The sequence below is a fragment of the Flavobacterium sp. genome, assembly GCF_043756175.1.
GTDB lineage: Bacteria > Bacteroidota > Bacteroidia > Flavobacteriales > Flavobacteriaceae > Flavobacterium.
This window is the reverse complement of the sequence record NZ_JAYURN010000117.1, coordinates 1-10,935: the sequence shown is the minus strand read 5'-3', so window position 1 is coordinate 10,935 and position 10,935 is coordinate 1. Positions and strand designations below refer to the sequence as shown.

Genomic DNA, 10,935 nt, shown 5'->3' with positions numbered 1-10,935 from the left:
TGTTTTTTGTCCCAAGGACATTTTTCACGCAATTCATCCATTACATCGAGTAATCGATTGAAAGCGTCGAGTTGTTGTTGGCGGTTATTCATAATTATGTTAAAATGTCTTAAAGTCAAAAGTCGAAAGTCATAAAGTCTAAAATATTTTGAGACTTTATGACTTTCGACTTTAAGACATTATGACTAATCTTATTTCTTTGTTGACTTTGTCGCTTTTTGAGCTGGAGCCTTTTTGGCAGCAGCCATTCCTGCATTTTTAGGAGCTACAGTTTTAGGAGCTTTTGCTGGTTTAGCTTCGGTAGAAACAACTTTTTCTGATTTTTCTTCAGTTGTAGCAGACTCTTCAGAAGAAACTAATCCTCTTGCTTGCAAAATGTTATACCAGTTTAATACTTTTTTAATATCTGAAGCATAAACTCTTTCTTGATCGTAATCAGGAAGAATTTGCAAGAAATATGCTGACAATTGCGCTTTATCATCTTTAAAAGCGGGTGTTGGTCCGTTATTTTCTTTTTTAGCAATATTTCTCATTACTTCTGCCAACGGTTTTTCGTCGCTAGTAGTATACATCGAAACTTCCGATAATAAACTTACGTTACTACGCAAACCTACTGTTATTCTTTTTCCGTCGATAAAAGATTCGGCAACGAAACCAGTTCTTGTTTGCACTTTTAGAGAGTATAATCCTGGTTTTCCAGAAATCGCTAATATTTTTTCTAAATTCATTTTTATTGTTTAATCGTTTGAATCGTTAATTTGTAAAAATCGAAATTAATAAATTATTTATTAAAACCTATCTTTTTTTTGTCACTAATTTCATTCTATAATCAGGATGTGCTTTGCCTTCCATGATATTTTGAAGTTTCTTTTTGATGAGTTGTTTCTTGAATACCGAAATTTTATCGGTAAACAAAACACCTTCAATATGGTCATATTCGTGCTGAATAACTCTAGCAATCAATCCGTTGTATTCTTCGGTTTTTTTATTAAAGTTCTCGTCGTAATATTCGATTGTTATATTTGGGTTTCTGTAAACATCTTCTCGAACGTCAGGAATACTTAAACAACCTTCGTTAAAACTCCATTCTTCGCCTTCTTCCTTAAGCATTTTAGCATTAATAAAAGTTTTCTTGAAACCTTTTAGAGCTTCTGCTTCTTCTTTAGATAAATCATCGCTATCGCTAAACGGATCTGTATCTACAATAAACAAACGGATAGGAAGACCTACTTGTGGCGCAGCCAATCCCACACCGCAAGCATTGTACATGGTTTCGTACATCGTTGCAATGGTTTCTTCTAAATTAGCGTAATCTTTGGTAATCTCCTCGCATACTTTACGTAAAACCGGATCGCCGTAACCTACAATTGGTAAAATCATTCTTAATATATTATATAAAGTGCAAAAGTAAATAATTTAAAATGATTGTCATAAATCTTAACAAAATAAAAACTAAACTTTCAATTTTAGAACTTCATTAGTTTTTGCTCTAATTTGGTCACACAAAATAGGGTTTTCATTTAATAATTGCCCGTAAGATGGAATCATTTCTTTAAGTTTAGTTTGCCAAAGTGTTGTTTTTACTTCTTCTGGGAAACATTTTGTAATTAAATCAATCATGATTTGCACTGCTGTTGATGCACCTGGAGAAGCACCAAGTAAAACTGCCAATGAACCATCATGAGCTGTAACTACTTCGGTACCAAACTCGAGGATTCCATGACCGTCTTTGTCTTTTTTAATAACTTGAACACGTTGTCCTGCATTTTCGAGAACCCAATCTTCTTTTTTGGCTGATGGGACGTATTCTTGTAGTGCTTTTAGTCTGTCGTCTGAAGATTGAATTACTTGTTCTATAAGGTATTTTGTGAGTGGAATGTTTTTTGCTCCAGCGCTTAGCATTGGTCTTATATTGTTAAATTCAATCGATTTTATCAAATCAAAATAAGAACCATTTTTTAAGAATTTAGTAGAAAACCCTGCATAAGGCCCAAATAATAATGCTTTTTTGCCATCAATCATTCTAGTGTCAATATGTGGAACTGACATAGGTGGTGCGCCAACCGATGCTTTTCCGTAGACTTTTGCACTGTGTTTTTTTATTACTTCGGGATTCGTACATTTTAGCCATTGTCCGCTCACCGGGAAACCACCAAAGCCTTCTCCTTCAGGAATATTTGCTTTTTCTAACAATAATAAGGAACCGCCACCTGCTCCGATAAATACAAACGGTGTGTATATTTTTTTCTTTTCGCCAGTTGCAATATCTTTAACTTTTATTCTCCAACGACCGTCATCGCGTTTTTTTAAATCATAAACATCATGATGAAAATGCATTGTCACACCATCTAACGATTCTAAATATTTGAAAATACTTCTAGTTAAAGCTCCAAAATTTACATCAGTTCCTAACTTCATTGATGTGGCAGCAATTTTGTCTTTGCTTTTTCTGTTTTCCATAACAAGTGGTGCCCATTCTTTGATTTTTTCGAAATTATCAGAGAATTCCATCGTTTTAAACAGATGAAATTGTTGCAAAGCTTCGAATCGTTTTCTCAAATATTCGACATTTTCATCACCCCAAACAAAACTTATGTGTGGCACACTTTTGATAAAATTTTCTGGGTTTTGAAGCAATCCTTTTTCGACAAGATATGTCCAAAGTTGACGGGAAACTTCAAATGCTTCAGATATTTTTAAAGCCTTTTGGGAATCGATAGTTCCGTCTTCTAGTTCTGGTGTATAGTTTAGTTCGCAAAAAGCGGCGTGACCTGTTCCTGCATTGTTCCAAGCATCGGAACTTTCGGCAGCAGTAATGTCTAGTCGTTCAAATATTTCTATTTTTAGTTTTGGATTTAATTCTTTGAGCAACAATCCTAATGTAGCACTCATAATTCCTGCACCAATTAGAACAATATCGGATTCTATTTTTTGTCTAGCCATCTTTAATTTAGGATTTATTGTCTAGTTAAATAATCTTGTAGCATTATTGTTGCGGAAATTTCGTCGACCAATGCTTTGTTTTGGCGTTGTTTCTTTTTGAGTCCGCTATCTATCATGGTTTGAAATGCCATTTTTGATGTAAAACGTTCGTCGACTCTTTCTAACGGCATTTCTGGGAAATTATTTTTGAATTGGGTTACAAATTTTTCGATAATATCAGTGCTTTGTGACGGTTGGCCGTTCATTTGTTTGGGTTCTCCTATGAGTACTTTTTCTACTTTTTCTTTAGCAAAATAGTCTTTTAGAAATGCTATCGATGTTTCTGAAGCAATTGTAGTAAGTCCTGACGCGATGATTTGCATTTCGTCAGTAATGGCGATTCCTGTACGTTTTTGTCCGTAATCGATGGCGAGAATTCTTGGCATTTTTTTTCTACAAAAATAGTTTATTTACAGATTTGTTTAAAATATTAATGGGTATTAAAATAAAAATTATTTTAATACCCATTACTTCACTTAATTCTTAATTATGCCTTTTTTCGAGGATTTAATTTTTTTGATTTTCATGAATTTTCTCTTGATAAACTTCCATTTCTTCTTCGAATTTTTCCATTTTAGACTCAAAAATTTTCATTTCTTTTTCAAAAGCAGTCATATCAGGTTCGTAAGATTCCATTTCTTTTTCGTAAGCTTTCATACTAATTTCATATTCTTTTATTTCTTTTGTATTCCAAGCATCTTCAAACTTTTGCATTTTTTCTTCAAATTTTTTCCATGCCTTTTTATCATTCGGATTTTCCGGAGCTTTTACATTTGGTGGCGTAGGAAAAGTAGGAGGCGTAGGCGGTTTAGGCATATTTTCCAAATTATGCATTGGCGGAGTTGGAGGAGTAGGTGGCGTTGGTGGTTCAAGGACTGATAATTCTTTATTTAAATTATCTAGCTCAGCTAATTCACCTAAACTAACTTTAATGTTGTCATTTTCATCTATTTCCTTGCGTAAGACAATTGGTCTAATTGGTTTATCACCAGTATACTGTAAACTATCTGTTTTACCACTTTTGTCTTTGATTGAAATTTTAATGGCTGTAATTTCACCTTGAGAATTTCTTTTAATGTCAGAATAAATAACATCAATCCCCATTTTTTTCATTGACTGAACATCGTTTTTAATTTCATCATCTGGAGTGTCTTTCGTCCAAATCATTTCTGAAATTTGTTTTGTGCCTGAAGATCTGTCTTTGTGATGTGCTATTTTTTCCTGAGCAATAACTTCCACTTGAAAGAAAATTACAAAAGCTACTAATGCTGGAATTACGAGAGCGTATTTCCAAATGTTTTTCTGTTTTGATTGATTTTTGTTTAACATAACAATTCGTTTTTTGATTAATGATTGATAAAATGAGTTGGTAATCGACAAGCAGTTGTGATCAGTAACTACTTTTAAAAGCGTCATTTGATACGCTTTTTTATCTTCAATATTTTGTATCGCCTTTTGGTCGGCAATATATTCTAGGTTTTGTATGATTGCTTTTTTGTATAACCAAACAAATGGATTGAACCAAAAAATAGTACAATATATTTTCGCTATTAAAACATCTAACGAGTGTTTCTCTTTGCTATGCACTTTTTCGTGATTTAAAATATTCTCTAATTCTGAATTTGAATATTTTGTTGAATTGAATACAATGTATTTAAAAAATGAAAATGGATTTATATTTTCTTCAATATCAACCATCGAAAATGGCTTGTTTACTGTTATTTTTTTGTTTTTTATTAATTTGAAAAATGAAATTAATTCTGACACTATTTTTAATACCAAAATGATTGAAATTATAACATAACCGATTAACATTATACTGTACCAATCTATTGACTCAGTTATCACAGGATTAATATTAGTACTTGATATTGATGATAAATTTGTTTCAACTAAGCTCGAAGCTTCTATAATTACTACTTTTTTTATGAAAAATAACGGAATTAAAACTGATGTAAATAATCCAAATAATAAAAACCATCGATTACTATTAAAAAATGTTTCTTTTTGAACCAAAAAATAATAGGCCAAATAAAAAATGACAATTAGTAAATTTGCTTTTAAGAAGTAAATAAAAATAGCATCCATAACGTTATTTTTTTTGTTCGATGATTGCTAATATTTCACGTAACTCGTCGGCAGATATTTTATTTTCTTCAGCGAAAAATGAAACCATATTTTTGTATGAACTACCAAAATAATTATCTATTGCAGTATTCATAAATCGTTTTCTGTAATCTTCAATGCTTATAATTGGAAAATATTGATGCGTATTTCCATAAGCATTATAAGATACAAAACCTTTTTCTTCGAGGTTTCTTATAATGGTTGAAAGTGTATTGTAATGTGGTTTTTCTTCTGTAATTTCTGCTAACACTTCTTTTACAAAAGCTTTTTTTAGCTTCCATAAAATGTGCATTACTTCTTCTTCTTTATTGGTTAACTTTTGCATGTTTGATATTTTATAGACCAAATTTACAACTAGCATTTTAGTTACACAACTATTTTTGTAGTTATTTAACTGTTTTTTAAGTTTATTTTTTTTTTTAAATAAAAAAACAGCCTATTATGGCTGTTTTTGTCGGATAATATTTTATAAATATTAAACTCTCTGAGTTTTTATTTCGGATTTAGCTTTTTGCAATTCTTTTCTAGCTTCTTCCATTTCTTTTTTTGCCTTAATCATTTCTTCTTTGGCATCTTTAATTTCTTTAGATAAATCTTCATTTCTTGATTTTAAAGGTTTTGCAATTATTTCATCCTCTAATGAATTTGGCGTCATTTTTTGAATTTGATTCTGCATTTTTTCAAGTTCTTCTTTTAAGTTATTTACATCAAAATTATCTTCACTTAGATTGAATCTTAAATTTTCATTAGAGTTAAATTTATTCTCATTCAGGATTTTATCAATTTCTTCCTTAGAATAATCGTTTGTGCCTTCAGTTATTTTACCATCTTCAATTACGAGTGGTTTTCTACCGTCTTTTTGAACAATGATTTTCGATTTTCTAATGTTTGCTCGATTTTTATCATCTAAATTAAACTTAAAAATTTCATTATTTCCCAAAGTGTCAATTTTGATTCTATTAGAGAATTGTTTTTGTAAATCATTAAAATCTAGATTTCCTAGCGCAAAATTATTGTTTGGTTTTAAATCCCCAAAACCAATTTCATCATTGTTTTTATGAAATTTTATTTCGGGAATAGCATTTTTGTTGTTGTATTCTTGCGAACCAGAATTTCCTTCGTTATCAGTATATTCAATTTTGATACTTACGATTTCCGACTTAGAATTTCGTTTTAGGTTAGAATATTTAATAATAATATCATTATTTGACTTCAAAGAATTAATATCATCCTTCATTTCTTGTTCAGGAGTATTTTTATTCCAAGTCATCACAACTGAATTGTTTTTGCTGATTTTAGCCTTATCATTCTGAGCAAATATATTTGCTGGAAATACAAAAACAAACATTAAAAAAGTTACAAAAGTTTTCATTTCTTTAATTTTTAAATTTATATATACAAAACTATATAAATTTTAAAATGTAAAAAGTTTAAAATTTGTTAATTAACTATTTTTTAAGCTTACAGCTTCTTTATCAACCAATTTAACAACCCAAATGATTAAAAAAACACTTATTATTCCAAGAATTGTCATCAAAAACCAGTTCTTTTGATAGCCAAAATGCGCGACAATATCTAATCCTGCTTTAGAACTAAAAATATGTGCGAAACTGTAACTCATTGTAAAAATTGCCATATATCGACCTTCATGACCTTTTGGAGCACGACTTAAGGCAAACGAATTAGAAAACGGAAAAACAAACATTTCGCCAAGTGTCATAAAAACCATCATAATAATTAAAATTCCTGACCAAAAATTAATCATTAGCAACGAAATACTTATGGTCATAAGCAACAAACCCCAGCCGCAAACTTTAAGTTTACTAATATTTTTGCGTTCAACATAACTAACAAATGGCATTTCTATGAAAAAAATGATTAAACCGTTTAAAGTGAGTAACAATCCTGTTTGAAATTCTGTTAAGTTAAATTGCTCGTGATGATACAACGGAATGGTAGTAAATAATTGAAAAAATAATACACCCGAAATAAGACAAGCTACCAGAAATATCCAAAAAGGTTTATCGCGAAAAACAGAACTTACTTCAGAAATAGTAACCGTTTCGATCTCTGGATCTATAAATTTCTTTTTTTCTTTGACTAATAATGCAAATATTATAATTGAAATAATACATGTTAAACCGTCAATCCAAAAAAGCCCAGAATAACCAATTGTCATAATTACTAATCCGCCAAGTGCTGGTCCTGCTGCAAAACCAATATTTATTGCCAATCGAACTAGCGTTAAAGCTCGTGTACGATTTTCAGGTTTTGCATAAGCACCTATTGCAACAAACATAGCTGGTCTAAACATATCGGCAATAAGCATTAAGACAAATAATCCTAAAACCAATCCCCAAAAAGAGCTTATAAATTGCAATAAAATAAGTACAATTCCGCTCACAAATAGACTAAAAAGCATGATTTTATAGAAGCCTATTTTATCTGATAATTTCCCGCCAAGCCATGATCCGCAAACTGAACCTAGTCCAAAACCGACCATAATCCAACCTACTTCTGAGTAAGTAAAATGCAAATTTTCTTTTAAATATTTAGACAAAAACGGGACAACCATCACACCAGCACGATTTATGAAAGTTACAATAGCAAGAATCCAAATTTCTCTCGAAAATCCTTTAAAATTATTAATGTAGCGGCTAAAAAAGTTTTGAAACATAAATGGAAATATAATCTTCAAAGTTACAAAATTGCAACTTTGTAGCTTTGTAACTTTTAAACTATTTTTGCATAAAAATTCTTCCAATGAAAAAATATTTTTTAATTATTACTATTCTGTTTTTTATAATTTCTTATGCCCAAGATAAGAAAGTAGAATCTTCTCAAGAATTTCAAAATAATTTGAATAAAGAGTATGCAGATATAAAAGAAAGTCCTTTTACAGAAGAAGATTTTAAGGTTTTTAAAACACTAGATTTTTATCCAATAAATGAACAATTTATTGTGGAAGCAAAGTTTGTGAGAACTAAAAAAGAGAAGGTTTTCGAAATGAAAACATCGACCACAAGACTTCCTAAATATAAAAAATATGGCGAATTATTTTTTGTTATTGATGGTAGAAATTTCAAATTAAACATTTATCAAAATATCGATTTGTCTAAAAAAGAAGGATATAAAGATTATCTATTCTTACCTTTTTCAGATTTAACTTGTGGAAAAGAAAGTTATATTGGTGGAAGATATATCGATATGCGTTTTCCTAAATCGGAAATGGTAATTATCGATTTTAATAAAGCGTACAATCCGTATTGTGCTTACAATCACAAATACTCTTGTCCAATTGTTCCTTTGGAAAACGACTTACATATTGAAATTTTGGCTGGTGTAAAAAAGTTTCAAGACTAATGAAATTCATCAATTTACATACACACAAATTTACTAATAACCAGAATGTGTTGGAAATTGTCAATCAATATCCACAAGATTTTGATGAGAAAATTCCTTTTTATTCCATAGGAATTCATCCTTGGTATATTAATGAAACTAGACTAGAATCCGATTTGGTAATTATCCAAGAGAAATTACAATTGCAAAATTGTCTCGCTCTTGGCGAATGTGGATTAGACAAACGAATTGAAATTTCGATGGATATTCAAACACAAGTTTTCGAAAAACAATTGTCTTTAGCTATAAAATATAAAAAACCTGTAATTTTGCATTGCGTTTCGGCTTATCAGGAAATTATTGAAATAAAAAAAAGGTTACAAGTTCAAGTTCCCATGATTATTCATGGATATTCTAAAAATGAACAAGTAGCAAAATCACTTTTAGACAACGGATTTTATCTTTCGTTTGGGAAATATTTATTAAGAAATCCAGAATTAGAATCTGTTTTTAAATTTGTTCCTTACGATAGATTTTTTTTAGAAACCGATACTATCGAAGAAACTTTAGAAGAAGTATACGAATTAGCAGCAAAATATAAAAACATCAAGATTTCAGAATTACAGGAAATAGTTAAAACTAATTTTCAATCTGTTTTCAAATAACCGAATAAACAATTAATCGAATAAACATATTATGGCAGAGTGGACAGAAAGAGCAGAGCTTTTATTCAAAAAAGAAGGTTTAAATAAATTACAAAATGCAAATATCTTAGTAGTAGGATTAGGAGGTGTAGGTTCATTTGCTGCCGAATTTCTAGTTCGTGCTGGAGTAGGAAAAATGACTATTGTAGATGGTGATGTTGTAGATATTACAAACATAAACCGTCAATTACCGGCATTGCATTCTACAGTTGGGCAACCAAAAATTACTGTTGTTGGTGATAGATTAATGGATATAAATCCTGAATTGAAACTAACTAGAGTTCAGGAATTTCTTTCGCCAGAAAGAGCTTTCGAAATTGTTACTGATGAATTCGATTATGTTCTGGATTGCATAGATAGCGTGACGCCAAAACTAAATTTGATTATTGCTGCCAAACGCAAACGTGTAAAAATAGTTTCATCAATGGGTGCTGGCGGAAAAATGGAAGCTTCAAAAGTAAAAGTTTCTTGTATTACTCAGGCTACCAATTGTATGTTGGCAAAAACCATCAGAAAAAGATTAAAAGCCGTAAAAATTGATAAACTAAAAGTAGTTTCTTCTTCGGAAATACAAGATGAAACGAGTCTGAAAATGACTGATGGCTCTAATTACAAAAAATCTTTTTATGGTACAAACAGTTATATGCCAGGACTTTTTGGGTTGCATGCAGCAGAATCTGTAATTAGGTATTTGTTGAAGTAAAACACCTAAGGAATCAAAGAATTCTTTACATTACTTTCAATCATAGTATTTATTGAATCTTTTTTTACTGGTTTTATAGCTATAGTAATCTTTTTTGGTCTAACAGGAATATAAATTTCGGTAACCCATTTTGCTGCCGATTTTTCGGTTAAACTATTTACAGGTATAATTTCGAAAATTTTATTACGATCACTTCGTTCTAATTTATTTTTAGACATGAAATCAGACAGTTGTGCTAATGCTTCTTTTTTGTGATTATAATTACCTGTAAGTGTGGCTTTTACCGCCTGAAAAGGATTGGTTTGTCCTGTATATATATCGCTTTCTGGCGAAGTAAAAACTTTCTGTTTAGTCGGAATTGCAACTGAGAAAGTTATTTTATTCGCCAAACTATCTATCGAATGATAAACAATAAATGGCGCTCCGTTTTCAGGTGTATTTGTGATTTTTAATAAATAATTAAGTTTTGGAAGTGTTTTTTTAATTTTTGCAGGCAATTCTTCAACTTTACAACTAACTACTTGTTGTATATAAAAAACAGTATCTCGATTTACAAAACCATCAACTTTTACAGAAAAACTATTAATTTCGGTAGTAAGAATTGTGTTTAGTATTGTAAGTCCTTTCTCGAATTTTTCAGCAAAATTGTTGTGAGTTCCACGATTTATAATGCTTAAAAATTTATCTTTAAAACTCAATTTACCGTTAGTTGTCCAAGTAATAATTGTTTTTTTAGATAAAGTGTCTTTGAAAGTTAATTTTAGCTCGGCAGGAACCTCATTTATAATTATGTTTTGCAAAATGGTTTCTTCGCCAATTTTCTGAACGGATTTTATTTTTATATTTTCTCCTTTCCAAGGATTTATAGTTTCCCAGTTTTTAGAATCCGATACATAATTAAAAACTATTTCCTTTGAAACATCTATTTGTTTGCTTTTTGTGACGGTGTAATTTCCGTCTTTTGTTGCTACAAAAACAGAGATTGTTACGGTAATTAGTAAAAGCAACAAGAAAATATACTTTGCAATTCTCATTTAGGAATGAATAAAATTTTTGTTAAAAATATAAAAAAATATT

The 10,935-nt window shown here is 30.3% G+C and carries 12 protein-coding genes and 1 pseudogene; 3 read left to right on the top strand and 10 right to left on the bottom strand.

Going from position 1 to position 10,935, the window contains the following annotated elements:
• The 9 genes and pseudogenes from ACH2BP_RS09655 to ACH2BP_RS09615 all read right to left on the bottom strand — a co-directional run.
• A pseudogene (locus ACH2BP_RS09655) lies at window positions 1-92 on the bottom strand (nucleoside triphosphate pyrophosphohydrolase); the annotation flags it as partial.
• Window positions 93-191: 99 nt separating this feature from the next.
• On the bottom strand, window positions 192-728 hold the full coding sequence (locus ACH2BP_RS09650) for a DUF5606 domain-containing protein (protein WP_395059342.1): 537 nt from the start codon (window positions 726-728) through the stop codon (window positions 192-194).
• Window positions 729-795: 67 nt separating this feature from the next.
• Window positions 796-1,380 (bottom strand): peptide deformylase, encoded by a 585-nt coding sequence (gene def, locus ACH2BP_RS09645; RefSeq protein ID WP_395059340.1) that lies wholly within the window; start codon window positions 1,378-1,380, stop codon window positions 796-798.
• Window positions 1,381-1,452: 72 nt separating this feature from the next.
• Window positions 1,453-2,943 (bottom strand): malate:quinone oxidoreductase, encoded by a 1,491-nt coding sequence (locus tag ACH2BP_RS09640; RefSeq protein ID WP_395059338.1) that lies wholly within the window; start codon window positions 2,941-2,943, stop codon window positions 1,453-1,455.
• A 14-nt stretch (window positions 2,944-2,957) separates the two neighbouring features.
• Complete coding sequence (gene ruvX / locus ACH2BP_RS09635; RefSeq protein WP_395059336.1) at window positions 2,958-3,368, bottom strand: Holliday junction resolvase RuvX; 411 nt, start codon at window positions 3,366-3,368, stop codon at window positions 2,958-2,960.
• Window positions 3,369-3,489: 121 nt separating this feature from the next.
• Entirely contained in the window at window positions 3,490-5,070 is a 1,581-nt protein-coding gene (locus ACH2BP_RS09630; RefSeq protein WP_395059334.1) for a M56 family metallopeptidase, read from the bottom strand.
• Window positions 5,071-5,074: 4 nt separating this feature from the next.
• Window positions 5,075-5,434 (bottom strand): BlaI/MecI/CopY family transcriptional regulator, encoded by a 360-nt coding sequence (locus ACH2BP_RS09625; protein WP_395059332.1) that lies wholly within the window; start codon window positions 5,432-5,434, stop codon window positions 5,075-5,077.
• A 150-nt stretch (window positions 5,435-5,584) separates the two neighbouring features.
• Complete coding sequence (locus tag ACH2BP_RS09620; RefSeq protein WP_395059330.1) at window positions 5,585-6,481, bottom strand: coiled-coil domain-containing protein; 897 nt, start codon at window positions 6,479-6,481, stop codon at window positions 5,585-5,587.
• A gap of 72 nt (window positions 6,482-6,553) precedes the next feature.
• The gene (locus tag ACH2BP_RS09615; protein ID WP_395059344.1) at window positions 6,554-7,786 is read right to left on the bottom strand and encodes an MDR family MFS transporter; all 1,233 of its coding nucleotides are present in this window, start codon (window positions 7,784-7,786) and stop codon (window positions 6,554-6,556) included.
• A gap of 86 nt (window positions 7,787-7,872) precedes the next feature.
• Here ACH2BP_RS09615 and ACH2BP_RS09610 point away from each other — a divergent pair, with 86 nt between their 5' ends.
• Genes ACH2BP_RS09610 through ACH2BP_RS09600 form a run of 3 tightly spaced genes read left to right on the top strand, consistent with a single transcriptional unit; the run spans window position 7,873 to window position 9,858 of the window.
• Window positions 7,873-8,472: a DUF1684 domain-containing protein gene (locus tag ACH2BP_RS09610; RefSeq protein ID WP_395059328.1), complete on the top strand. Its 600-nt coding sequence runs from the start codon at window positions 7,873-7,875 to the stop codon at window positions 8,470-8,472.
• Window positions 8,472-9,116, top strand: a complete 645-nt coding sequence (locus ACH2BP_RS09605; RefSeq protein WP_395059326.1) for a TatD family hydrolase — start codon at window positions 8,472-8,474, stop codon at window positions 9,114-9,116. Before ACH2BP_RS09610 ends, ACH2BP_RS09605 begins: the two co-directional genes overlap by 1 nt.
• 31 nt (window positions 9,117-9,147) lie before the next feature.
• On the top strand, window positions 9,148-9,858 hold the full coding sequence (locus ACH2BP_RS09600) for a ThiF family adenylyltransferase (RefSeq protein WP_395059324.1): 711 nt from the start codon (window positions 9,148-9,150) through the stop codon (window positions 9,856-9,858).
• Window positions 9,859-9,863: 5 nt separating this feature from the next.
• Here the strand turns inward: ACH2BP_RS09600 and ACH2BP_RS09595 are convergent, their stop codons facing one another.
• Window positions 9,864-10,892, bottom strand: a complete 1,029-nt coding sequence (locus tag ACH2BP_RS09595; RefSeq protein ID WP_395059322.1) for a GyrI-like domain-containing protein — start codon at window positions 10,890-10,892, stop codon at window positions 9,864-9,866.
• Between the last annotated feature and the right edge of the window lie 43 nt (window positions 10,893-10,935).

Bases quoted from the DNA above. Each gene is read 5' to 3' on its own strand.
- ACH2BP_RS09650 (WP_395059342.1), bottom strand. From the start codon at position 728: ATGAATTTAGAAAAAATATTAGCGATTTCTGGAAAACCAGGATTATAC.
- def (WP_395059340.1), bottom strand. From the start codon at position 1,380: ATGATTTTACCAATTGTAGGTTACGGCGATCCGGTTTTACGTAAAGTA.
- ACH2BP_RS09640 (WP_395059338.1), bottom strand. From the start codon at position 2,943: ATGGCTAGACAAAAAATAGAATCCGATATTGTTCTAATTGGTGCAGGA.
- ruvX (WP_395059336.1), bottom strand. From the start codon at position 3,368: ATGCCAAGAATTCTCGCCATCGATTACGGACAAAAACGTACAGGAATC.
- ACH2BP_RS09630 (WP_395059334.1), bottom strand. From the start codon at position 5,070: ATGGATGCTATTTTTATTTACTTCTTAAAAGCAAATTTACTAATTGTC.
- ACH2BP_RS09625 (WP_395059332.1), bottom strand. From the start codon at position 5,434: ATGCAAAAGTTAACCAATAAAGAAGAAGAAGTAATGCACATTTTATGG.
- ACH2BP_RS09620 (WP_395059330.1), bottom strand. From the start codon at position 6,481: ATGAAAACTTTTGTAACTTTTTTAATGTTTGTTTTTGTATTTCCAGCA.
- ACH2BP_RS09615 (WP_395059344.1), bottom strand. From the start codon at position 7,786: ATGTTTCAAAACTTTTTTAGCCGCTACATTAATAATTTTAAAGGATTT.
- ACH2BP_RS09610 (WP_395059328.1), top strand. From the start codon at position 7,873: ATGAAAAAATATTTTTTAATTATTACTATTCTGTTTTTTATAATTTCT.
- ACH2BP_RS09605 (WP_395059326.1), top strand. From the start codon at position 8,472: ATGAAATTCATCAATTTACATACACACAAATTTACTAATAACCAGAAT.
- ACH2BP_RS09600 (WP_395059324.1), top strand. From the start codon at position 9,148: ATGGCAGAGTGGACAGAAAGAGCAGAGCTTTTATTCAAAAAAGAAGGT.
- ACH2BP_RS09595 (WP_395059322.1), bottom strand. From the start codon at position 10,892: ATGAGAATTGCAAAGTATATTTTCTTGTTGCTTTTACTAATTACCGTA.